22 protein-coding genes are annotated in these 25641 nt (G+C 31.7%); 14 read left to right on the forward strand and 8 right to left on the reverse strand.

Annotated elements, in window-relative coordinates:
* The first annotated feature begins 61 nt into the window (after positions 1-61).
* The 3 genes from MRU_RS09765 (at position 62) to MRU_RS09775 (ending at position 2881) form a co-directional block, all read left to right on the forward strand.
* Positions 62-337: a DUF1922 domain-containing protein gene (locus tag MRU_RS09765; protein ID WP_012956749.1), complete on the forward strand. Its 276-nt coding sequence runs from the start codon at positions 62-64 to the stop codon at positions 335-337.
* Between the two features lie 127 nt (positions 338-464).
* A complete protein-coding gene (locus tag MRU_RS09770) occupies positions 465-1811 on the forward strand; it encodes a hemolysin family protein (protein ID WP_012956750.1) in 1347 nt (448 codons plus the stop codon).
* Between the two features lie 128 nt (positions 1812-1939).
* Positions 1940-2881 carry a calcium/sodium antiporter gene (locus MRU_RS09775; protein WP_012956751.1) on the forward strand — a complete coding sequence of 314 codons (942 nt, stop codon included), beginning with the start codon at positions 1940-1942 and terminating at the stop codon, positions 2879-2881.
* 275 nt (positions 2882-3156) lie between these two features.
* Here MRU_RS09775 and MRU_RS09780 read toward each other — a convergent pair whose 3' ends face one another.
* Complete coding sequence (locus MRU_RS09780; RefSeq protein WP_012956752.1) at positions 3157-3660, reverse strand: hypothetical protein; 504 nt, start codon at positions 3658-3660, stop codon at positions 3157-3159.
* Positions 3661-3897: 237 nt separating this feature from the next.
* Here MRU_RS09780 and MRU_RS09785 point away from each other — a divergent pair, with 237 nt between their 5' ends.
* On the forward strand, positions 3898-5253 hold the full coding sequence (locus MRU_RS09785) for a hypothetical protein (RefSeq protein ID WP_012956753.1): 1356 nt from the start codon (positions 3898-3900) through the stop codon (positions 5251-5253).
* 108 nt (positions 5254-5361) lie between these two features.
* On the opposite strand, the gene MRU_RS09790 is transcribed toward MRU_RS09785, so the two are convergent.
* Positions 5362-6219 carry a TIGR00269 family protein gene (locus MRU_RS09790; RefSeq protein ID WP_012956754.1) on the reverse strand — a complete coding sequence of 286 codons (858 nt, stop codon included), beginning with the start codon at positions 6217-6219 and terminating at the stop codon, positions 5362-5364.
* 96 nt (positions 6220-6315) lie between these two features.
* Here MRU_RS09790 and MRU_RS09795 point away from each other — a divergent pair, with 96 nt between their 5' ends.
* Entirely contained in the window at positions 6316-6621 is a 306-nt protein-coding gene (locus MRU_RS09795) for an MTH1187 family thiamine-binding protein (protein ID WP_048812513.1), read from the forward strand.
* 417 nt (positions 6622-7038) lie between these two features.
* Positions 7039-7737, forward strand: a complete 699-nt coding sequence (locus tag MRU_RS09800; protein ID WP_265101252.1) for an SDR family NAD(P)-dependent oxidoreductase — start codon at positions 7039-7041, stop codon at positions 7735-7737.
* A gap of 327 nt (positions 7738-8064) precedes the next feature.
* Here the strand turns inward: MRU_RS09800 and MRU_RS09805 are convergent, their stop codons facing one another.
* Positions 8065-9168, reverse strand: coding sequence for a DegT/DnrJ/EryC1/StrS family aminotransferase (locus MRU_RS09805; RefSeq protein WP_012956757.1), 1104 nt, complete (start codon positions 9166-9168; stop codon positions 8065-8067).
* A gap of 411 nt (positions 9169-9579) precedes the next feature.
* On the opposite strand from MRU_RS09805, the gene MRU_RS09810 reads away from it, so the two are divergent.
* From MRU_RS09810 to mptA, 3 genes are all read left to right on the forward strand, one after another.
* Complete coding sequence (locus tag MRU_RS09810) at positions 9580-10797, forward strand: tRNA (guanine(10)-N(2))-dimethyltransferase (RefSeq protein WP_012956758.1); 1218 nt, start codon at positions 9580-9582, stop codon at positions 10795-10797.
* Positions 10798-11349: 552 nt separating this feature from the next.
* The gene (locus MRU_RS09815) at positions 11350-11829 is read left to right on the forward strand and encodes an Lrp/AsnC family transcriptional regulator (protein ID WP_012956759.1); all 480 of its coding nucleotides are present in this window, start codon (positions 11350-11352) and stop codon (positions 11827-11829) included.
* 548 nt (positions 11830-12377) lie between these two features.
* Positions 12378-13319, forward strand: a complete 942-nt coding sequence (gene mptA, locus MRU_RS09820) for a GTP cyclohydrolase MptA (RefSeq protein ID WP_012956760.1) — start codon at positions 12378-12380, stop codon at positions 13317-13319.
* Between the two features lie 381 nt (positions 13320-13700).
* Here the strand turns inward: mptA and MRU_RS09825 are convergent, their stop codons facing one another.
* The 5 genes from MRU_RS09825 to MRU_RS09845 all read right to left on the reverse strand — a co-directional run bounded on the left by MRU_RS09825 (position 13701) and on the right by MRU_RS09845 (position 17714).
* Positions 13701-13973 carry a zinc ribbon domain-containing protein gene (locus MRU_RS09825; protein ID WP_143714333.1) on the reverse strand — a complete coding sequence of 91 codons (273 nt, stop codon included), beginning with the start codon at positions 13971-13973 and terminating at the stop codon, positions 13701-13703.
* Positions 13974-14121: 148 nt separating this feature from the next.
* Positions 14122-15306 (reverse strand): glycosyltransferase, encoded by a 1185-nt coding sequence (locus tag MRU_RS09830; RefSeq protein ID WP_012956762.1) that lies wholly within the window; start codon positions 15304-15306, stop codon positions 14122-14124.
* Between the two features lie 155 nt (positions 15307-15461).
* Entirely contained in the window at positions 15462-16799 is a 1338-nt protein-coding gene (locus MRU_RS11450) for a radical SAM protein (RefSeq protein WP_083777655.1), read from the reverse strand.
* A gap of 188 nt (positions 16800-16987) precedes the next feature.
* Positions 16988-17257, reverse strand: coding sequence for a hypothetical protein (locus tag MRU_RS09840; RefSeq protein WP_012956764.1), 270 nt, complete (start codon positions 17255-17257; stop codon positions 16988-16990).
* Positions 17258-17288: 31 nt separating this feature from the next.
* The gene (locus tag MRU_RS09845; protein WP_012956765.1) at positions 17289-17714 is read right to left on the reverse strand and encodes an NADAR family protein; all 426 of its coding nucleotides are present in this window, start codon (positions 17712-17714) and stop codon (positions 17289-17291) included.
* A 479-nt stretch (positions 17715-18193) separates the two neighbouring features.
* Here MRU_RS09845 and MRU_RS09850 point away from each other — a divergent pair, with 479 nt between their 5' ends.
* The 5 genes from MRU_RS09850 to MRU_RS09870 all read left to right on the forward strand — a co-directional run bounded on the left by MRU_RS09850 (position 18194) and on the right by MRU_RS09870 (position 25470).
* Positions 18194-19696 (forward strand): MFS transporter, encoded by a 1503-nt coding sequence (locus MRU_RS09850; RefSeq protein WP_227717067.1) that lies wholly within the window; start codon positions 18194-18196, stop codon positions 19694-19696.
* Between the two features lie 530 nt (positions 19697-20226).
* A complete protein-coding gene (locus tag MRU_RS09855; RefSeq protein WP_012956767.1) occupies positions 20227-21816 on the forward strand; it encodes an ABC1 kinase family protein in 1590 nt (529 codons plus the stop codon).
* A gap of 114 nt (positions 21817-21930) precedes the next feature.
* On the forward strand, positions 21931-22398 hold the full coding sequence (locus tag MRU_RS09860) for a hypothetical protein (protein ID WP_012956768.1): 468 nt from the start codon (positions 21931-21933) through the stop codon (positions 22396-22398).
* A gap of 347 nt (positions 22399-22745) precedes the next feature.
* Positions 22746-24683 carry an Ig-like domain-containing protein gene (locus MRU_RS11765; protein ID WP_012956769.1) on the forward strand — a complete coding sequence of 646 codons (1938 nt, stop codon included), beginning with the start codon at positions 22746-22748 and terminating at the stop codon, positions 24681-24683.
* 541 nt (positions 24684-25224) lie between these two features.
* A complete protein-coding gene (locus MRU_RS09870) occupies positions 25225-25470 on the forward strand; it encodes a hypothetical protein (RefSeq protein WP_012956770.1) in 246 nt (81 codons plus the stop codon).
* Positions 25471-25641: the final 171 nt, after the last annotated feature.

The following is a 25641-nucleotide window of genomic DNA, read 5'->3' on the forward strand; positions in this document are numbered from 1 at the left end:
TTGGAATTAAGAAAATCTTCTGAGAAAAATTAGCCTTAACTTTATATTTGGAGATGAATCTATGTATGTAATATTCAGATGCGATTGCGGAAGAGTGCTTTATGCAAAGCAAGGTGTAAAAACAAGAAAATGCACCTGTGGAAAAACAATCAAAGTGAAAAGCCGCAGAATCCTTCAAAAAGTAGAAACAGCAAACGATGCATCATTGGCAGTTCAAAAGATGCAAGAGGAAATCTATGGAGGAACTGCATTTAAGACTGCTGACGAGTATAAGGCAAATAAATTCATAAATCAGCTTGATAGAAGAATGAAGGAATATGAAGATGGTGACTTTTAGATTTAAAAAATTGCCAAAACTGTGCTGATATTTAAAAAAAAAACATTAAATTTATTAACATATTTGACAAATATTAAATAATATTTATAATTACACTTTATTTTTATAAAATTTTAAAAAGGACTTAATGGAAATGGACTCGATAATCATAATTAGTGAAATACTAATAATCATAATATTAATCGTACTTAACGGACTTTTCTCCCTTGCAGAAATCGCAGTTGTCTCTGCAAGAAGAATCAGAATGCAAAAAATTGCAGATGATGGAGATAAAAGAGCATTACTCGTTTTAGACTCTATGGACCACACCAGTGAATTCTTATCTACTGTACAAGTGGGCATAACCTTTACAGCAATCATCACAGGGGCATTAGGTGGAACTACTTTTTCAGAACCTTTAGGAAACTACCTTAGCCAATTCATACCTTACAGCTATCAGATAAGCTTCATTATCGTTATCCTTCTCACATCCTACTTTACAATATTGGTAGGTGAGATCGTACCTAAAAGAATGGCATTGAATGACCCTGAAGGATATGCATTGAGCACTGCAAAGTTCATGCAGATAAGCTCAATAATATGCAAGCCTATTGTAAAGCTCCTTGACAGCTCTACAAATCTTGCCTTAAGGATTGTTGGCCCATCACCAAAAGAGGATGTCGTTACTGAAGAGGAAGTCAAGCTCCTTATCGAAGAGGGCATTGAAGACGGAACAATAGCCGAAGAGGAAGAGGACATCATCAAAAGGGTATTCCGTTTAGATGACCAAAAGGTAGATATGATAATGACCCCTAGAAACGAGATCATCTGGCTAGACCTAGAAGATGAGATTGAAATTAACAAGGCTAAAATCATTGCAAGTAAAAGGTCTATTTTCCCTGTTGCAGATGCGGAATTGGATGACTTCATCGGTGTTGTTCAAGCTAAAGACCTACTCAGCAAAATATTTGAAGGAGAAGATGTTGACATTAGAGCTAATGTCAAATCTCCATTAGTAGTTCCTGAAAATATGCTTTCAATGGACTTGCTTAAGGAATTTAAGGAAAACAGAGAATATGTACATATGGTTCTTGTAGTGGATGAATTCGGAAGCGTTGTAGGACTCATCACATTAAACGACCTTCTTGAAGGAATTGTAGGAGACATTCCAGGAATCGATGAAGAGGACGATCCTAAAGCGGTTGAAAGAAAAGACCATACTTGGCTAATAGACGGCAGATTCTCTATAGAAGACTTTAAAGACCTATTTGAAATCGAAAAGGAAATGCCTAATGAAGTGGAGGACGGATACACAACCATTGCAGGATTCATCCTTTCACATGCAGGTAAAATCCCTGAAACCGGTGAAATATTCCATGAAGACAAGTTCACCTTTGAAATCGTTGACATGGATGGAAACCATATCGATAAGATCCTGGTAACAATAAACGAAGAGGATAGCGATAAATTAGACCTTGAAAGCAAGGAAGACTAATTATAAAAAAATAGGTCTTGAAAGAAAAAGAATAGTAAAAATTATAAAAAATAGACTTTGAAAGCAAGGAAAATTAGTTAAAGCAATTATATTTACTAAATTAAACAATAAGATAGGAGAAAAACCCCATGGAACTAATTATTCAAATAATCTTACTAATTATAGGATTTGTGCTTCTAATTAAAGGTGCAGATGTCTTTGTAGACGGTGCAAGTAATGTTGCATACAACTTAAAGATACCAACCATAATTGTAGGACTCACAATCGTCGCATTTGGTACAAGCGCTCCTGAAGCAGCTGTTTCAATTACCTCTGCATTTGCCGGAACAAATGCGATTTCCCTTGGAAACGTTGTAGGTAGTAACATATTCAACATATTGGCAGTTGTTGGTGTCTCTGCATTGCTTGGAACATTGACAGTGGATAAGGTATTGATAAAAAGAGATTTCCCATTTTTGGTTGTATCTTCAATAGGCCTTCTTCTAATAGCCACCATATTTGGAGAGATAAGCAGACTCTGCGGTATAATCTTCTTGATAATCATCATTGCTTATGTCTATGTCCTTGTTCAAGAGGCAAGACAGGACAAGGAAGCAATGTCTGAAGAGATTGAAGTAAAGCTTTCAATACCAAAAGCGGCAATCTACATTGTCATAGGTATTGCCGGAATCATAATCGGTTCCGATTTGGTTGTAGACTCATCAAGCTATATTGCAAGCGTATTCGGATTAAGCGATGTACTTATTGGTCTTACAATTGTTGCTATAGGAACTTCATTGCCTGAGCTTGTAACTTCTATTACTGCACTTAAAAAAGGAGACAATGGTATTGTAATTGGTAATGTGCTTGGATCAAGCATATTCAACATACTTTTCATTTTAGGTATCAGCGGAGCAATAATGCCACTCCCAATAGCACCTGAAATGGTATGGGACATACTTTTAATGACAGTGATTACAATCATTGGCGCAGCCTTTGCATACACCAAAAATGAAGTGGATAAAAAAGAAGGTGCCGTTTTAGTAGCATTATTTATTCTCTATATGGCATTTGTCATTTTAAGAAATTAACTAATATTTTCTATTAATAAAATGAATAAATGATATTCTATACTATTAAAAGAAATAAACTAATATTTTCTATTGATAAGAGAAATTAAATAATTTAATTTCTTTTTTCTTTTTTTTAGCAAAATAAAATTAGTTCGTTAATATAAGAATAAAATTAATATTGTCCAATATGAGCAATTTCTAAAAAAGATAAATAAAAAGAGATAAATTAAAAAAAGTTTAAAAATAAATAAAAAAATAAAAAAGATAAAAAATATAGCTTATGAACTAAACAATCATGCCTCAGGAATTATTTGTTCAAATAAATTATCATCTGAAGTTATTACAGTTATACAATCTCCATCTTCAGCATAGAAAAATGCATGAACCTTTAAGCCATCAAATTCATTTTCTGCAATTAAACCTTCATGACCATTGATGGTTTCTTTATCTCCCAATCCAGACTTTAGAAGTTGGGCAGTGGTTAGATTAGCTTCATAACCAGGATAACTGTAGTCTGCTACCTGAATATAAATTATATCATCTGCACCCTTATAATAGCTCTCTGCAGTTGAATAAAAAATAGCCCCATTTGAGTTGGTAGTTTCATTATCCAACACATATGACTCATTTTTTTGATATCCGTCAGGTATATTGAAATCATGTCCTGCAATGGTAGTCTTTGCTGTGGAACTAGTCTCATCAGCTGTTCCAAACAAGTCCCATGCACTAACTGAAGCTATGGAAACAATAGCTAAAAAAGCCAATGCAGTCACTAAAATCAGTTTTTTAGAATCCATTTTTATCACCTATTCCTCCAAAAATTATTTAATGATATTTCTATCTTAAAGGATTATTAAAATTATCTATTTTTTTTAATTCCCTCAATACTTAAAATATAAAATATATATTCTAAAAAACCCTTCAAATATAAAACCAAAAAAGAATGTAGATGAAAAAATAATGTAGGTAAAAAAATACTAAATTTAATATACTATACTAACTAATAGAATAATATAATTAAAATACTGATTTATATGAATGTGAATAAGAAAATATTTTTACTTGTAATCTTTATAATATCTATTTCAATAGCTGGAGTATATTGTGCAGACATCCATCAGGATAGCGATTTAACCGCAATTCTAAGCAATGAAACAGATAGTGGTTTAACAGCTATCATGAGCAATGAAACAGATAGCTTTGGCTGCTGTTCAATTGTCCTCCAATTAGATGGAAATGAATCCATAATGTGCTACAGACGTGATTCCAACTATACAGCAGATGTATTTATTGAAAAGGTCAATTGGCATGGAAAGCCTGCAATAAAGCAATATAAAACTGACAATAAATACTTCAACCATGTCATAATCACAAATGATGGCTGGATAATAGGATTAGGTGGAATAGACGATGGAATCGACAGTGAAATCTGTGAAAACATCACTGCAAAGATGATTACAAAGGATTACAGCATCTCAGAAGATTATCTAACTCAAATCCAGGAGATTAAAAAGAAGTATGGAAGAGGTCATGTTGTAATTAAGGCTCCTAATGGAAATTACGGCTTTGCAACACCTACAAAGCTCAAGACAGGGACATTAAACGTTGGAGAATACATATCCATCCCAAATAATTATGAGCTTTCCAGAAGAGGATATGTCTCACTGGATGAGCCAGATAAAATAGAGGCAATGATAAATCTATCTAGAACTGACCTTTATGGAGATGACAGACGTGAAATAATTACTTATGACGTTCATTTAAATGGCAACAACAATACAACCGACATTTACATATCCAATGAAGATGGATCACTTATTGGAAAAGACTATACTGGCTGTGTTGACAATGTAATCTTCAATAATGTGACTATAGAAGGAAAAGACATTCCTATAGCTCCAAACTATAAAAGCCTAGGTTCAATGAGCTTTGAAGTAGATAAAGTCAATCTTAGCCTAACAGATTTAGCATTTATAGTTGTAGGAGTAGTTCTAGTTATAGCACTCTTATTCGTCTTATTGCTAAGGCTCATAAGATTTATTAAAACAAGAAGATCCAGAAGAAGTGCTCCGAGAAGAACTAGAAGAGAAACTCCAAGAAGCTCCAGAGGAAGCGCCCCAAGTAGAACTAGAAGAGAAAGTCCAAGTAGAACTAGAAGAGAAACTCCAAGGCCAAATCTAAGAAATGCAAGAAGAAGAGATACAGAAGAAGATAGAAGAAGAAATGATCTAAGAAGAAATGTATTGCAAAATATAGTGGAAGATAAAAGAAGAAGCGAGCCTAGAAGGAATGTAAGAAGAAATACAAGAAACAATCGAGGAAGAAGAAGAGGACAAAATCGAGGAAGGCAGCAAACTAAGAGACCTCCAACATTATATAGGAAAGAATAAGGGTTAATTGAAAAATTATAAAAAATAGAAAGAAAAAAGGGGAAATTAAAAGAGAACACATATACTGAAAAATAATTAGTCTTACTCTTTTCCCTAATATAAAGCAGTTTAATCCCTATTTTCACTAATTATGTCCTTTATTTCACAGGCTTTACAGACCCTACCTGATGTTGGCTCTCCGCACCTTTCACACTCACTTAAAACAGTCCTTACATTCTCAACATCAAGTGTCTTTATAAATGAGTTTAAAACATTCTCCTTAGTGCCGGGATGCTTTGACTCAGTCTTATTTAAAAATTCCTTAATTTTAGCCCTTAAAGACAGATTAGAATAAGGACATTCATCCAAATGAATCTCAACACCATTCAGAATCGCCCACATCCCTACTTCCTTTTCAGGAGTGTTCCACAATGGCTTTATCCTTGGAACTAATTTTTCATGAATCTGATCAAGCTCCGGACCGAATTTAGAGAACTTTACAGTGTCTCCCCTTGAAAAGCTCATTAGAAATGACTGAATCTCATCATCAAGGTTATGTCCTGTTGCAATCTTGTCGGCACCTATTTCATAAGCGGTTTTATTTAAGATATTGCGCCTAAATACCCCACAAGGAATGCAAGCGCTCTTAAAATAGGAATAGATATCATCCAATGCAAAGCCCTCCTCTTCTTTAAAGGACTTTTGTATAAGAGGAATCTCCAAAAGCTGGGCATTATTTACTGCAGCATCTATTCCATGCTGGCGATAGCCATCTATTCCCTCATCAACTAAAATTGCCACAAGCTCAAAGTCAAAATCAGCACTATCCTTATAATTTTTAAGTGCATGAAGAGTTAAAACACTATCTTTACCACCGGATAAGGCAATGGCTATCTTTTCACCCTCTTTAATCAATTGATAATCGTCTATTAGATTATTGATTCTAGAGAATATCTTTTCATTGAATTCTTCCTTGTTTATGCTCATGATATCACTTAAAAATTTAAAAAAAATGGGACTTTAAAAATTATTAAAAAAGTTTTCTATTAACTTTTATATCATACAAAGTATAAAAACTAAACTATGATAACAGCAGATTTATGTATTATACCAATGGGAATTGAAGAGTCAGGAGTAGGGGAATACGTTTCAAAGGCAGTTCAAATAATCGAAGAGAGCGGTTTAAACTACCAAATAACCGCTATGGGAACCCAAATAGAAACAGACAATCTAAATAAATTATATGAAGTTTGTGCAAATGTTCAAGAAGCCATCTTTGAAATGGGCGTTCCTAGAGTTTATACTGTACTAAAAATAGATGATAGAAGAGATAAGGAAAATAGGACATTGAAAGAGAAAGTAAAAAGCGTTGAAGATAGAATAAAATAGAAAATGCTTTTTTTACATCACCATAATTGCATTAAACATTATTTACTCAACACTTTATTAAAATCATTCCTTTTTAGCCAAATACCTTTTTTTAAAATCATTCATTCTTTACCCACACTTTATTAAAATTATCATTATACGAAAAAATTATCATTATTTAAAACTTTCATCATTATAATAAAATATTATCATTATATTCAATTTTTTCTAATTAAAATAATAATTTACTCAATTAAAAAGAAAATTTTATATTTATTGTTCAATATAACATTCCATAACGAATTATTATATTTTTCCACTTCATCTCATTTTGTGGATAATATCTTAATTCATGAGGTGTTTAATATGAAAAACTAATTTGACATTAAGGATAAAGTAGCAGTAATTACTGGTGGATCTTCTGGATTAGGTTTCCAAATCGGAAAAGCATATGCAGACCAAGGCGCTAAAGTCGTACTTCTTGCAAGAAGAGAAGAAAGATTAAAAGAAAACGTTGAAGAAATCAAAGAAACCTATGGAGTAGAAGCATCCTACGAAGTAGTTGACGTAACCGACTATGCAAATGTTGAAGCAGCTGCTAAAAACATCATTGACAAATACGGAAGAGTTGACATCTTAGTAAACTGTGCAGGTAGAGGATACATGGCTCCTGTTGTTGAACAACCTGTAGAAGAATGGGACAAAGACATTGCAATCGACTTAACCGGTGTATTCTACTGCTGCAAAGCATTCGGAGAATATATGGTCAAACAAGAATACGGTAAAATCATTAACATGGGTTCAATCCACTCCAGAGTTGCATTAACCGGAGGATTAATTACCGGATATACCTCTGCAAAAGGAGGAGTATACAACCTTACCAAAACATTAGCAGCTGAATGGGCTCCATACAACATTACTGTAAATGCAATCGGTCCTGCATACTTCGAATCCGAACTAACCGCTGATGTTGTTGGCGATGAACAATTCGACATGTTAATTAAAGCATTCTGTCCAATGGGCAGATGGGGTAAAGAAGGAGAATTAGATGGTATTGCAATCTACTTAGCATCTGATGCTTCCAGCTTCTGTACCGGTCAATTAATTAACATTGATGGTGGATGGACTGCAATTTAGGTCCAATAAGATAAAATTAAATCTTAATTAATAAAAATCATATCAACCAAATTAGCAAGGTTATTTATTAATAATCTTGCTAAAACCTCTTTTTTAAAAAAAATAGCTAAATAAGATTATAAAAAAATACTCTTTTTAAAAAAAAAATAGTTTAAATAAATTATAAAAGAATACTCCTTTTAAAAAAATAGCTTAATATATATTATAAAAAACTCTCTATTTGATAAAAAAATAGTCTAATGAATAAAAAATACTCTTTTTGATAAAAAACAGATAATAAATAAAATAAAAAAAATAAGATAAAGAATATATAATCCATAAAAAGAATTATAACTCTTTACTTGCCTTTTTAACCTTTTCAATAATTAAATCCAAGTCAAATTTAGTAAGCTTTGCATGAATAGGAAGTGATAAAACCTCCTTAACAGTTTTATCAGTTACTTCAAGGCTTTGATTATATCCCATATCTGTATACAATACCTGGTCGTATAATGGGATTGGATAATAAATTCCATTGCCAATGCCATTTTCAATCAGATAGTCAGAAAGGGCATCCCTTTTGCCGTCTTTGACCTTAACTGTGTATTGGTGGTAGACATGCTTATATCCATCCTCTACAACAGGAGTTTCAACCAAATCGCAATCTGCCAATCCTTCATTAAGGTATTTTGCATTTTCTATTCTCTTATCATTGAATCCATCTATCTTCTTAAGCTGTTCAATACCTATAGCTGCACCAATGTCAGTCATTCTAAAGTTGTATCCCAATACATCATGATGATATTTGGTAGCAGATCCGTGAGCCCTATAGATTCTAGCGTTTTCTGCAAACTCTTCATTATTGGTGGTGATCATTCCACCTTCGCTTGTAGTCATGTTTTTAGTTGGATAAAAACTAAAGCAAGCCATATCACCAAGATTTCCAACCTTTTTGCCTTTATATTCAGCACCATGTGCCTGAGCAGCATCTTCAATAACAATCAAATCATGTTCTTTTGCAATTTTCATTATAGGATCCATATCAGCAGCTTGACCATATAATTGAACAGGCATTATTGCTTTGGTCTTATCGGTTATTGCCTCTTCTATTTTACATGGGTCAATGGTAAAGGTGTCTTCATTAATATCAACAAAAACAGGACGAGCTCCAGTGTATAAGATGGAGTTACCGGTTGCTGCAAATGTAAATGGAGTGGTTATTACCTCATCCCCTTTTCCAATTCCAGCAGCTAAAAGCGCAACATGCAATGCAGAAGTTCCAGAATTAGTTGCAATTCCGTATTTTGCACCTACAAAGTCTGCAAATTCCTTTTCAAACTCAATTACCTTTGGACCTTGAGCAATCATACCAGACTTCATTACTTCAACAACTGCATTGATCTCTTCTTCTTCAATTATAGGACTAGCTATAGAAACTTTAATATCTGCCATATTTTCACCTAAAGAACATAAAACAAAATAAAATTATATTAAATAAAAATTATAGATATAAAATGTAATTAAATATAATTAGTTGATTTTCTAAATATATAATAGTTAGTTTTTAAAATCTTAATAAATTTAGCTTTTTTATTCAGTTAAATTTTAAAATCTTAATTAAAAATTCATAGAATTAAGTAATTAAAATTCCTTATACTAAAATATTACTCTTTAATGTTATATTAGTTTTGTTATAATCAATAATTTAATAAAATCTATGAATAAAAAAATAATAAATTTTAGAATACAAAAAAATTAAACAAAAATTATCTAAATAAACATCATTAGAATAAATTAAATAAAATTAAATAAATAAAATCTAATTTAATCATTTTTACAGTCAAAAGCGTCAGAGGAGATAAAATGGAAGAATATAAAGACAATTTTCCCCAAGAGGAATTGAAAACATACACTGAAGATGAATTAAAGATCATAGAAGAAGGTAAAGTCAAAATAAAATTTCCAGACTTTGATAAGGTCTCCTCAGATGCTCCAGTCTTCTATAATCCAAAGATGGAATTTAACCGAGACAATTCCATATTAGCCCTGCAAGCCTATCAAAAGGAAGTTGACCGTGAAATAAACATCTGTGACCTTTTTGGCGGAAGCGGAATTAGGGGAATCAGATATAAAAAGGAAATAGAAGGAGTTGGAGAAGTATCTGTAAACGACATCAGCCCTCTTGCAAACGAATTTACAAGAATAAATGCAGAGCTTAACGATGTTGAAGTAAACATAGACCAAAAGGAAGCAAACATAGAGCTTAGAACAAACATGGGACTTTTCGATGTTATTGACATCGACCCATTTGGAACTCCTTCCCCATTTGTAGACTCAGCAGCATACAATCTGAAAAGGGATTCATTGCTCTGTTTGACTGCTACAGACACATCATGCCTATCTGGAACTTATCCAGAACCCTGCATTAGAAAATACAATGCAAAGCCTTATAAAAGCGAATACTATCATGAAAATGGAATTAGAATCATTATAGGATTTGCCGCCTTGACACTTGCAAAGTATCAAAAGCATATAGAGGTAAAGATGTCCCACAGCACAGAGCATTATATGAGAGTCTACCTTAAGATCATAAAAGGTTCAAAGGCAACTGACAAATCCTTAAAAAACATAGGATACATCAGCCACTGCAAAAACTGTCTATACAGAACAGAATCCCATGGACTTGCAACAAGCGTTCCCGACATATGTCCTGAATGCGGTGAAAAGCTTGTTACTGCCGGACCTCTTTGGCTAGGACCTATTCAAAATAAGGAATTTATTGAATCAATGATTGAGATAGCAGATGAAAAGGAACTCAATACCAAAAAGAAAGTATTGAAGCTACTGAATTCATGCAAGATGGAAGCAGATGCACCTGCCACATTCTATGACATCCATAAGATATGTCGAAGTCTTAAAATCAGTGCCCCTAAGTTGGATCTGGTTTTTGACAAGCTTAAGGAAAATGGATTCTATGCTGTCAAGACACATTACAGCCCTTTAGGAATAAAAACCGATGCAAGCAGTAGAGAATTGATAGAAATCGTTAAGGAATTAGCTGAAGAAGTGGAAAATAAATAATTTTACACATCCTTAAAATTGGCTGAAGAAGTGGAAAATAAATAATTTAATATTAATAAATCATTTTTCGAAAAGAAAATAAGCCAAAAATCAATAAACACTTATCCGCAAAGGAAACAATTTTAGTCAATTAATAATGATTAGAGAAAAATTAATGAAAAGTAAAAAAATACCTAAAAAGTAATATTTAAGTGAATTAAGTTTAAATAAGATATTTTAGAAATAAATCCATTCAGAACAGCCTTAGAGAAAAAATAAGAATAAAAACAATCATAAAAATAAATCTACCGAATAAAAGGCAACAAAATAAACATTAAAATTTTTAAAATAAAAATGATAAAAAAATATCAACAAAATAATAAAATATTAAGATAAAAAAACAATTTATCAAAATATAGATAAAAATAAAGGAAATCAAGCAAAATATATAAATAATAAAAAATTAATAATATAACATATAATTAATTATAAAAATGTATAAAAAATAATAAATTTTTAAGACAATATACATTTCATAATATACTATACTTAACAAGATTAAAGAGTGAAATTATGTGTGCAAAAGTTAATGAAGATATTATACAACTAGATGAAACTGACATTAGCATATTAAAAATCATAAATGATGATGTTAGAATTTCATACAGACAGATCTCCCGCGATTTAGGAATTTCAGTAGGAACTGTACACAATCGTATTGACAAAATGCTTAAGACTGGAGTAATTGAAAAATTTGCACCTGTCCTAAACCATAAGAAGTTAGGATATGCCCTTACAAGCATTATTGGAGTAAATGTCAAAGGTCAAGAATTAGAACAATGGGAACATGACATTTCCAAAAACAAGAATGTTGTAGGCCTTTATGATGTAACCGGTCAGTACGATGCAATAGTGATTGCCAAATTCAAGGACACTGATGAATTAGACACCTTCCTTAAGGAATTGCTTAAAACAGGATGCATTGAAAAGACAATTACTCAAACTGTACTTAACATTGTAAAAGAGGACGTCGGATCTGCTGACATCCTTTAAATTGATTAAATATTTTTATTTAATCCTTTTTCTTTTTAATTTTTAATTTAAAGTACTCCCTTAAAATTTATTCTTTAAATTATACTAATCCATTAAAATAAACTCTTTTTCTTTTATTTTTATATTTTTTACTAATTCTTATGTATTTTAATAATTCTATAATCATTAACTATTTTTCCAATCCAAATCATCACTATCCAAAGATAAGCTATTAAACTATTTTTCCAATCCAAATCATCACTATCCAAAGATAAACCATTTAACTATTTTTGCAATTTTCGACCCAAAAATCTAAAAACTGTCTAAAAATAATACTAAAACAATCAAATGTAATAATCAAAACTAAAACTATATAAAAGATTTTTATAAATATATTAAAGTGTATCGTTTATAATAGAAAATTATATTAAAGAAATTAATAGAAAATATATAAACATACAAATATTATAATTGAATTAAAACTATAGGAACTATAGAAATAGTTTAACTATATAGGACAAATTTTTTTATAGTATTTTATAAAAAATTTTACAAGAAGGTTAACAAAAATGGTAGTTTGTCTCCCAGACACACAAGATGATGCACCTAGAATACCTATCCATTTAAGCAGAGTAGGTGTGACAGGTGTTAAGAAGCTTTTAACTCTTAAAAGGAAAGAAAAAAGACCAATCATATTATTACCTACTTTTGACGCTTTTGTAGATTTGCCAAGCGATCAAAAAGGTACTCATATGTCTAGAACTCCTGAAGCTATCAGTGAAGTAGTAGAAGAAGTTGCTCAAAGCTCCCAAAAAGGAGTGGAATCCCTTTGCGCAGACATAGTCACAAGAATGCTTGAAAAGCATGAATACGCTAAGCGTGTTGAAGTGAGCATGGTCAGCGACTATATGTTCATGAAGGACTCTCCAGTAACTGACAACAGGTCCCAGGAAATGGGCAAACTAATAGCTAACGCTGTCGGTATCCGTGAAGATGACGACACAATCAGCATCAGAAAAAGCATTGGTGCTGAAGTCATTGGAATGACAGTATGCCCTTGTGCACAGGAATCTGTAAGGGAAGTGGATAAGAACAACTTACTAAAATTCTTAGATGAAGAAACTTGCCAAAAAGTATTGGACACTGTAACTTTCGCTTCTCACAACCAAAGAGGAGTGGGAACCATTCTTATAGAAGTTCCAGAGGATGAATATGTCGATGGGGAAAAGCTTATTGAAATAATCGAATCATCAATGAGCTCACCTATTTCAGAGCTTTTAAAACGTCCCGATGAAAATGCAGTGGTAATGAATGCCCACAAGAACCCTGTTTTTGTAGAGGATTGTGTTAGAACAATGAATGAAAAAATCGTAAAAGAGTTTTCACATCTTCCAGACGACACTCTTATAACCACAAGACAGGAAAATCAGGAAAGTATTCACAGACACAATGCTTTTGCAGAAAAAGTTTCCACTTTAGGTTCCCTTAAAGAGGAACTTAACATAAATTAGTAAAAAAACTAATTTAATTAATTTTTTCTTTTAAACATGCAAATATTGCTTATTTGCTTTAATTTATATTAATTAAAATAAGACTATTTTTAAAATTAATAGACCTAGTTAATATAAGGTTTATTAATCTCTTTTTAATAGTATTCTATAGACTTAGTCAATATCAGGCCTATTAAACTGTTTCTAATAGTAATTCCAGACTTAGTCAATATTAGGCCTATTAAACTGTTTCTAATAGTAATTCCAGACTTAGTCAATATTAGGTCCATTAAACTGTTTTTAATAATTAAAAAAAAGATTTCTGTTTTTAAACAGCATAACTCAAATAAACGGGCATTAAAAAATAAAAAAAAAGAGAATTTGAAGATTAAATTAAAAAATTTAATCCTTAGCCCATCTTTTTAACATAGGAAATACTTCATTCATCATTTTAGAAGCTTCTTCCTTGTCCATCTCCGGATGAACCTCTACCATCTTTTCAATGCAGAAATTCATCATTTCTTCCATAGTCATATCTGAAGTGAATTCACCATCCTTAAAGCAATAGATGCAGTACTCATCGTTTTTAGAACCGTCTGCATTGGTTCCATAGAGTTCTTCAGTCATAGGCATTGCACAAGATTGACAAAACTTTTGATTTTCGAAATTTTCCATAAATATCATTTTCCTTAATAAATCTATACACTTATATTAATCAAGATAATATAAATCTTTTTTCCAAGACCATATGAAAAGTATTTTTAAAAAATCCTCTCCTAAAAATTCTATCCTTTCTTGATAGAATCTATAACTAAAAATAATATTAGCCTTTCTTGATAGAATCTATAATCAAATCAATACCATTTAGTGATTTTAACTTATCTCCGATTGATTTGGAATTATTCCTAAAAGAGTCATCCTTAATGATTTTTTCACTTTCAGATTTGATAATCTCCCCTTTAAAATCAGTAATTTCCAATATTTTACCTGCATCAACCTTTTCAACTGATTTTCCATTATAAATCCGTTCAAAGACTCTTCCAGGACAAATCAATTGAGGAACTCCATAAATAAATCCATCAACCACACTGTTTTGACCTCCATGATTGATAAAGAGAACAGATTCATTTAAAAGCTTGGAGAAATCCCAGCGCTTATCAATATGAATATTATCAAAATCTGACTTCTCAAGTCCAAGAGATGCAATATAAACTTGATATTCTGTTCCAATAAATGCATCTTTGATTTCTTTAAACATCTTGTTTGGAGATATAGTCCCACTTCCCATATAGACTAAAATTGCATTCCTCTCATCTGTAGAATCCATATTTTCATCATTTTCCTTAAAGACAGAGCCTTCATTAAGATTCTTCCAAGTTCCACAGAAAGTCACATTATCCTTATCGATTGGCTCCAATTCATAAATGCTTGGAACAAATGACTTATCCGCCCAATTAAAAAGATCCAATGAGGAATTAACATCTGGAAGATTATTTTCTCTTAAAAACTTCTTTAGTCCTTTAGCATATTTGGGATTAGAAGCATATTCAGTTTGTGTAGGATAGCTTATAGTTGCATATAATCTCTTATTTTCAAGTTTAGAAGCCAATATTGCAGAGATATTAAATTCAGAGTAAATTATGTCAGGATTGAAGTCATTGATTGCCTTTCTTATATTAGCCACACTTTCACACAAATACTTATAGTCAATGTTTCCGGTAAAATGGAGAACATCTTCAAAGCTTCCTACATTCTTCCTTTCAATGATTCCCAATTTCTGTGCAATAGGAAAGGTCCTAGTTGCAATTGGCTTAGGAAGTCCAAGAGGCATAGGAACATTCAAATAATAATTTTTTATCCCATCGATTGGCTTATAATTAATGTCTTCCGCCATGCAAGTAGCTACATCAATACCAGATGCCTTTAAAGCTTCAACAAGAGCTCTAGCTCTCCCATAAGGACCTGCAGTTTCAGCCATAGCTGACATAGAACAAACTAATACGTTCATAAATATGCCTCAACACTAGAATGATATTTAATTATTAATCAAATATCATATAAAAGGTTTTTCAAAAGTTAATCTATCCCCAAAATCTTAAAACTTAACTTCACTAGCCTAATTTGACCAAAAAAAAGTAATCTTTTTCAAAATGCTTTGAATAATTATATTCCCTTTTCAAAAATGCTTTGAGAAATTAGATTCATATCCTTATCAAATTTCTGAACAAGAAGATGTGTTGAATAATCTTCTTCGACTATATTATAAGTCTTACCAGTTTTTCTAAGATTAATATGGACTACAAAATCAGATGGACAAACATCATACGCATTTGATAAAATATATTTTGAATCTAATTTATAGCCATGATCTTTAAAATTAACATAAAAATTTTTTAAATGATTTAAATCATGACAGAAATACTTAAATTCAATATATTCCCATTTATTTTCTTCCCATAACTCCAATGCATGTTTTTCCTTATCAATTTCATCTAAACCTTCAAAAGATTTTACTAGATTATTCATAATACTCAAATCAAAACAAGAATCATCTAATCTATTTTCCAAATAACCAACAGGGTAAAAAATTACAAAGAAGCCATATTTTAAATCCAAATAATCATAACACTCCTGTAATTTAGAAATAACGACTTCCTTTAAAAAGAACAGGTCGTCATTAAATATAGAATCGTATTCAAATAAGAATTCAAATTTTTTATTAAAGGAATTTGGGAATTTCTTTATATGAAAATCCAAAATCGGAGGAACCTTAAGCATAATCTCAGATAAGATATAATCCTCTACAAATTTAATCTTATTTTCATATAGCCTTTCATCAAAATCTTTTTTATTTTCCAGAGCAACACGAGAGATTTTTCTGTGTTTAGCAATCTCCACATAATTAAAGACATCTATATTAGAAAAGCCCATATCTTTAAGAGTCCGATAATTTGTTTTAACATCATCTACGGTATTTAACTTAGGAATTTTAGGAACCCGAACTCTAATCCCATCAGATCCAACTTTATCAATAAGAAATTTTAAGTTTGATAAGAATAATTCATAATCTCCTTTTGTATATAATTCATACCTATTTTTATTCATATCCTTTGTATCAACTATAAAAAAATCAATATAGTCAATAATATCCCTTAAAATATCCTTTTTAACTGAAAGTGATGTTTCCAATGTGAATTTCCAACCGGTTGATTTATATTTCTTAATAAATTCCTTGATAAATTCATGATAGAGCAATGGCTCCCCTCCACCAAAAACCAAGCCTCCGCCAGTTGATAAAAAATAGATATTGTCTCTTTTAACTTCTTCATATAATTCATCAACAGCATAAGTTTTAGGTTCAAGGGAACCGTCCCAAGAAAAAGGATTGAAACAATATGCACATCTTAAAGGACAACCCATGGACCCAATTAAAGTTGAAACACCATCCCCGTCAGTATAAGTCCTTAATCGTGAAATATTTGAAACATTTATTTTATACATTTTCATCACTTTTTCTTTAGAAATCTTAAAAATATTTTAATTCATAACAAGTAATTAAATAAATAGAAAAGAAATTACTTTAAATAATTTCTAAGCTAATAAATTAAAATAAATAGAAAAAAATTACTTTAAATAATTTCTAAGCTAATAAATTAAAATAAATAGAAAAAAATTACTTTAAATAATTTCTAACCTAATATATTTTCATCAAGAAGACCATATTCTGATTTATCAAAATCGTCTGAAGAAAATATATTCTTAATATTTATATTTTCACCAGCATTTTGTTTTTTCTCAAGTTCCTTATCCAAATATTCAAGTTCAGATTCACATTTAGGACAAGTTCCAGTGCAATCTCCTTGAAATGTACACTCTACAGCCGTATACTCGATATTATTTTCATCTGCAATTTTTTGTCTAATATTTTTAAGCAACTCACATTTATCTTTTCCTTTCATAAAATCACAACTATGTGATAAACTTTTAAAATTATTCTCTTAATTCCTCTCTAATTCTCATTAAAGTCTTTCCTAACTGGTTTCTGCCCTTTCCTCTGCAAACACCCCAATATTGATCATTCCAAGTGTTTCCTTCAATCAAGGTTGCATCGCCAGTTTCAAGCAATAATTTACGAATGTCTGGATTCTGTTCAAATTTAGCCTTACAGACTTCATACATTATATTGTCCTTGACTTCATTCCAATCTTCACGCAATTTTACCTTACGACCCAATCTTTTCGATTGCTTTGGAGTGACATTAGTAAATTTCATTTTAGTCTCATCATCGAAGACCTTTTGAGCATGAAATGCTGCCTCTGTGTGAGGATAAAGTATTCCATCATATTCAACGTCACAAATATAAAAATTACTTAAAAACAGGTATTTTCCATCGAATCTGTCTATTTCATCTACCATATTATCACCTTAATTTCTATAAAATTAAAAATCAAAATAGTATTTAAAAGGTAGAGACGATAGAGCACTCTAAAACAATTTAAAAAAATTAATTAAAACCATAATATCTCCCCCTTAAAAATAAGCTATTATAATTTTTAATAAAATTCAAGAATAAATTCTTATAACTTACTTTATAATAAATCATATAAAAAGTTTTTTAAAAAATTCGGCCAAAATTTACCTATTTAAATAAAAAAACAAGAAAATTAACAATTTTTATAAAAATAATAAATTTACAAGTATTAAGAATTTGAATTCACTATCTTCACTAAAAAGCAAATAATTATGCAAATTAGATAAAAATTAAAATTTACAACCTTTACTAAAAAGCACATATTTTTAACCAAGATAAAAAATTTAAATATAGAATTTGAACATAATTATAATTAATAAACGAAGTGATTTTGATGAATGAAACTAAAAAACAAGTATCCTGGATGCCATTAATCCTAGTGGCTTTTGCATCATTTATTATAGCTCTTGATGCCACATTCATGAATGTATCAATATCCCCACTTGTTATTGACTTAAACACAGATGTTGGAACCATACAAACCATAATCAGTTTTTATACCTTGATTACAGCTTCATTGATGCTTATAAGCTCAAAGATGCAGGATGTCTTTGGAAAGAAAAAGATATTCCTAACTGGAGCATTGGTCTACGGCTTAGGAGCATTCATTGCCTCAATCAGCCAAAATGCAATAATGCTCTTTATCGGATGGTCACTATTGGAAGGTATTGGCGGAGCATTGATGACACCTGCTACAATATCAATCATAAGTGGAACATATGACGGCCAGATGCGTACAACAGCCCTTGCAATCTCAAGCGCAATCGTCGGAATTGCAGCAGCTATCGGACCATTGTTTGGAGGTGTTGTAACCACATTCCTATCCTGGAGATATGGATTTGTATTTGAACTATTAATTATTCTTATAATATTTATCTTCCGCAAGAGAATTCCAAACTTTGCATCAACTGCAAGCAAAAAGGATTTGGACATTACAGGATCCCTTCTCTCAGCCATAGGATTAATATTGCTTGTCTTAGGAGTTTTAATGATTTCAGGAAAGACAATCGGATTAAGCATAGGCCTAATCATTGCGAGCATAATCGTGCTAATTGGATTTGGACTCTTTGAAAAGAGAAGGAAGGCAAATGGAAAGATGCCTTTATTTGATGTAAGCCTCTTAAAGGATAGAAATCTATCCCGCGGCACATTGATTAGACTTATAACTGCAATTGCAATGGGAGGCTCATTGTTTTCAATATCAATCTACCTTCAGACAGTTCTCAAGCTCTCTGCATTCAATACAGGGATTGTCCTATTGCCTCTCACCTTTGGAATGCTTATATTTTCAATAATGGCACCGAAATTCGCAATCAGACTAAGCCATAAATATGCAATGATAATCGGTTTTTCAATTGCTATTGTGGGATGCCTCCTTTTAAGCTATCAGTTTACACTAACTACAAGATTCATCGATCTCCTTCCAGGGATGTTTATCTATGGTGCAGGACTTGGTTTTCCAATGGCATTAAGCGTAGATACAGCACTTATAAACACCCCTCCCGAAAGCCAAAGCAGTGCATCAGGATTTGTAAGCACAGGACAAAGTCTGGGAATGTCTATGGGAACTGCAATCATTGGAATCATCCTAATCGTTGGAGCAGTTGGAGGAATGCATGATGCAATAAATACCTATGCTCCAGATAAGGTCACAAACCAAGAATTCCATGATAATGTGCAGGGCTACTTTGAAAAATTAGGAAATGTTAATACAACAGAGCTTAAGCATGAAAACAGCCTAAAGGAAAAGATTGTGAGCAAGGTCGTACAGGATGCTATGAGATTGGTAATGTATGTGACTGCATTGCTGCTTGCAATAGGAGGAGCATTGACTTTTACCTTAAAAAAACAAAAAATAAAAGGATAATTGTAATTTAATAGGGATTATTCATGAACAAATGTAATTTAATAAGGATTATTCAAATGGATAGTTCTTATTTTTATAATTATCCTTCTAAATTCAAGATAAAAAAACACCCGCCCACCAATAAACTAATGAATAGCTAAAACACACCACCACAGATTAAAAACTTGAATAAAAACCACCACAAGATTTAAAACTTAACCACATTAAAAAATCCCTAAAAGCTAAAAAAAACCTAAAAATCTAAAAATTGACAAAATCAAATAAAAATATGATTATTTTAAAAAATCCACTAAAAATTTAAAAAAATTAGGCAAAAATATTTAAGAATTGACAAAAAACCATAACTCTTATATAATATATATTACTATATTTTAAAGTGTAATGACTTAATAATTTAATAACTTAATTATTTAATGAATTAGCATTTTCTAAAATCTTTTTCTATATTGCATTAATTCTTTGAAATTTAAATATCCAAACATTATTAAATGCAAAATAGAAAAAATTAAATTTTTAAAAGTCGTGATTATATGGGAAATAAAGAAGAAAAGAAAGCTGCAAGACAACGTTTTGATGAGATCATCGGCGTTGCAAAAAGACACCACTTAGCAAAGCTATTAACAAATAACGAAGACGATGAAGACTTTGAAGTTTCAGACCTAAGATATGCAATGGAAGAGCTAGGTCCTGCATTCATCAAATTAGGTCAGCTTTTAGCTACAAGGCCCGATATGGTAGGAAATGATATTGCAGATGACTTAAAGCTTTTAAGGGACAACACTCCAGCAACTCCTTTTGAAGAAATGAGAAAGGTCATTGAAGGAGAGCTTGGAAAGCCATTGGAAGAAGTATACTCTGAATTCAATGAAGAACCATTAGGCTCTGCATCAATCGGCCAGGTATATAGGGCAACATTAAAGGAAAGCGGCATGGAAGTTGCAGTAAAGGTTCAAAAGCCTGGAATCTATGACGTAATCGTACCGGATGTAAAGATCTTGAATAACCTAGCTGGAACTGTAGACAAACATGTATCCGGTTCAAGAACCTATAACTTACCTGCAATGGCTAAGGAATTTGAAAGGTCAATATTCAAGGAATTGGACTATATGGAAGAAGTAAGAAACATCAATAAGATAACAAATAACTTTAAGGATGTTGAATACATTAAGATACCTGAAGTCTATCCTGAATACTGCAGTTCAAAGCTCATAAACATGGAGCTCATTGACGGATACGAAGTTACAGACCTTTTCGACAATGAGATTGAAGGCATCAACAATACAGAAATTGCCCAATATGGAACCCAATCCTACCTAAAGCAAGTATTGATTGACGGATTCTTCCATGCAGACCCACACCCAGGTAACCTCTTTGTAACAAAGGATGCTAAGCTTTGCTACATCGACTTTGGTATGATGGGAGTGGTAAACGACACATTCAGATCAAACTTCGCCCAATTGATATTGCTCCTATTGGATGGAAACTCACACCATTTAATCAATCAATTGCTCTATATGAATATCATCTCCCCAGAACAGAACACTGACGAGTTCAGGGAAGATGTTGATGACCTCTTAAACAGCTACATAGGCGTAGACCTTGATCAAATGGATGGAATATTCGATAACCTTATGAATGTAATGATCAACCACAATATTATCCTTCCAAGGGAATTCATCATGATCGGAAGAGGAATATTGCTCATTGAAGATGCAGGAAACAGATTAGACCCTCACTTCAACCTTACAGCCGAACTTGAAGAATTCGCTAAGAAAATGATTAGGACCAAATTCGAGCCTGGAAACCTTGTAGGCGGAGGATTCAACTATATTGTAGAGATTGAACACTTATTAAAAGACTTGCCTGACAGGCTTAACAGCACCCTTGACAAGGTTGAAAAAGGTGAATTAGAATTAAATATGAACCACACAGGTCTCGATGACTTGAAAAACCAATTATCCATTGCATTGATTGTATCTGCATTGCTTGTAGGTTCTTCAATTGCAATTCTAGCAGACAAAGGTCCAAAAGTATGGGACATCTCTGCAATCGGATTCTTCGGATTCCTATTCAGCGCAATCCTTGGTGCATATTTAGTTATTAAGTACATTAGAAAATAAGTTGGTTTTTAAAAAAAACTTATATAAAAGTTAATTGAATAAAAAAAAATCCTAAAAAGAATTATTTTCAAAAAATAAATGAAAATAATTCTATTATTTTTTAGAGGATGTAAAATGTATAAAAAATTAATGATACTGGCACTATTTTGTTTTATAGTCATTGGCTCAGCAAGTGCAGCAGACTTTAAAATCAATGATGGCTTTAACAGCTCACTGTCTGATTATTCTTTTTACAATGAAGACCAAAACATGTACATTAATATCTGGGATTATGATGATGAGATTCTTAGCGAAGCATATCTGGAAAACAGCAGCAGCTATCGCATAGTTTCAGGAGAAAACAATACATATAACTTTGTTTTTGACAGCTATAACGATATGGATCATGTAATCTCCTATATTACCAAAGGATATGTTGCCTTAGACTGTGGAGTATTGGAAATAGCTGAAGTTGATGGCAAAAAGCAAATCATTTTGGTTTCTAAAGAGGGAACAAATGTAGATAGCTTGAAAACATGTTATGATGAATTAATGAAATTCAATCAGAACAATAATATAGAGCCAATAGCAGATGCTATATAAAATGCTTAAACAAGCCCAAAAACAATTATTAAAAAAAGATTAACAATCTAAAAATATTATTAAAAAAAAGATTATACAAGCAAAAAGAATAATTGTTTAAAAAAAATTATTTAAAAAGAGTTAAACAATTAAAAGAACCCTAAATTAATCATATTTATCTTTGATAAACTTGTAAAAGAGAAAATTGAAAAAAATATCAATTTATCTTTGATAAACTCTTAAATCAGTAAAAAGATATTTTAAAAAGACTCTTGAATTGAACCCTAATTGAAAACGAAAACTGTTCAAAATTATTTAAAATTGACCTGATTTATTAAATTAGCATTAAACAATGGAGGTATAAAATAATGAGAATTAATAAATCTTTATTAATGATCTCACTGCTTCTTATTTCAATTCTTGCTATAAGCGCAGCAAGTGCTGCAGATGACATGGTAGACGCAGATATTGACCTAGCAAGTTCAGAAATTAGTGAAGTAAGTGTAGATGATGTACAAGCTACAGATAAAAATGTTTTATCTGATGCAGATGAAGTTTCAGTAGTTACACAAAACACTCCTTACAATGAAAATGCAACTATTGATATCAGCGTCAACGGCACTTTAGCTGATGACAGCACCATAAAACTTTTCATTGACGGTGAAGACAAAGGAGATTTAAATCTATCAGCAGAAGGAAAAGCAAGTTATGTTATTCCAGCAAGCACTCTCGATGTAGGAAAATATTTCATTGAAGCAGTAGTACATAATGGAACTTCCTCATTTGGAGGCAGATCCACCCTCAACATTACTAAAGTCACTCCTATCGTAAGCGTTAGTGATGTAACTGTAAAAAGTGGAGATTATATAACCATTCCATTTAATGTAACTGATGACAAAGGTAAAGCAATCCCTGGAGATGTCATTGTAACAATAGTCTGGGAAAATGATGTAATAAGCAAACATATTAAACTAAACGACAATAGCTCTGCAGGATTTAATATTGCTGATATTATTGGAATATTTGGCGGAAACAGCACAGGTAACGGAACAGGAACTGGAATAGGTGACTTATTCAACAGAAACGGAACCAACGGAACTGGAAACGGAACCGGAATAGGTGACTTATTCAACAGAAACGGAACCAACGGAACTGGAAACGGAACCGGAATAGGTGACTTATTCAACAGAAACGGAACCAACGGAACTGGAAACGGAACAGGCATCCCAGGTATTGGCGGAAACAGCACAGGTAACGGAACTGGAAACGGAACCGGAGACTTCGATATTGCAAGCATTCTCGCAATGTTAATGGGAGGAGGCAATAATACCGGCGCTAAATTTGCATATGTCTTTGAAAAAGGAGTCTATAATGTAAGCGTTGAATACTTAAGCAACAGAAACTACAATGGAGCCATTAACGACACTGCAAAACTAACCATTACTCCTTTAGAAGATGTTTTAATCAATGCAACCATCGAAACTGCTAAAAACATGTCTGACAACACAACTGTATCCATCCTTTTAACCGACGGATATGAAAAACCAATAGCTGGCGGAGAAATCAATGTTTTCCTAAACGGTGAAGACAAAGGAAAAGTCACTGCCAATGAGGAAGGTAAAGCAAGCATTGCCTTTAGCAACTTACTTAAAGGTGACTATGAATTATTACTCAACTATAAAGAAACCAACAAAACCTTCGACTTCTTTGTAAATGTTGAAAGAATGGGAACCGTCATTGAATATGAAGACATGAACACCACCTCTGTAAACGAAAAAGTCGATGGCAGAATCGGTGAATACTTCCAAGTCACTTTAAAAGACAACGAAGGAAAAGCTTTAGCTAACAGATTCGTCCAAATCGGATTCAACGGTAAAATCTATAACAGAACCACCGATGATAAAGGACAAACCAAATTGCAAATCAACCTTTTCTACACTGGTGATTACACCTTTGCTGTATGTTACTTAGGAGATGACGCTTATAACGCATCATTCATTGTTGCAAAAATCAAAGTAAGCAAACAAACTCCAAAGATTACAACTAAAGATGCTACATACAAAGCAGATGCCAAAACCAAAAACATTAAGGTTACATTAAAATCTGCAAAAGACAATGCAATTAAAGATAAAAAGATCAGTGTAACTGTAAACGGCAAAACCTACACTGCTAAAACAGATGAAAAAGGTGTAGCAACTGTAAACGTAAGCTTATCTAAGAAAGGAACTTACAGCTTTACTGCAAAATATGCCGGTGACAGCGGATACGCTCAAGTCAGCACAAAAGGTATATTAACCTTAAAATAAGTTTAAGATGATTGTTTTGAGTTTTTAACTCAAAACAACTACTTTTTTTAAAAAATCTTTTAAACTGAAATAATAATTCAATAAAAATTAAAAAAATATACTCTTTTAAATTGAAGCAAACTATTCAATAAGAATTAAAAAAAAACTTCAATAAAACAATTTATTAACTATTTCTAAAAATAATATTATAGCGAATCATGATTATTCTTTAATTGATTGGCTTAAATCCTAGAGAGGGATTAAAATGACTTTAGAAGAAAAGAAAGAAGAATTATCCGAAAAAGTAGAAAAAAGAAAAGAAACTGACAAAATCAAAGCCGAAGAGTAAAAGTTAAAAATTGAAAAGAACAAAGCTAACGCTAGAATCAGAGCTCAAGAGAAAAAGAACGACATCAAAACTACAATCAACGATAAGAAAATAGCAAAACATCTTGAAAAAGCTGATAAAAAGGTTGATAAGGCTTTAGATGATGCAGACAATGAGATTTTAAAATTATTAGATGCCATTGACAAAGAGCTTGACAAATACCCAGACAAACCTTTGGAACTTGTTATCTTCAAGGCAGAAAACAAATTAGAGGAAATCTTCTTAAATGCACAGTTAAAAATGCAAAAGGCTAAAAATGAATTGATTAAAAACATGGAAAAAGACATCGAGAAAGCTATTGAATTAGCTGCTATCGAAGTTGAAACCCAAATAATCAAAGAAAACATTGATATTGCTGTAGATGCCTTAGAAGAAACCATTGAAGAAGAAAAAGCAGACTTAGCCGAAAGATTTGAATAAGTCTTCTTTAAACAAATTTAAGCCAAAAGATTTGAATAAGTCTTTTTAAACGAATTTAATTAAATTCAATATTGAAGAAAATTAATCATTTTCTTCCCTTATTTTTTTATACTCTTTTTAAACACCATAAATTTCAAATAATGAAAAAACAATACCCTTCTTCTTAAAATA

The organism is Methanobrevibacter ruminantium M1 (genome assembly GCF_000024185.1).
GTDB classification, from domain to species: domain Archaea; phylum Methanobacteriota; class Methanobacteria; order Methanobacteriales; family Methanobacteriaceae; genus Methanobrevibacter; species Methanobrevibacter ruminantium.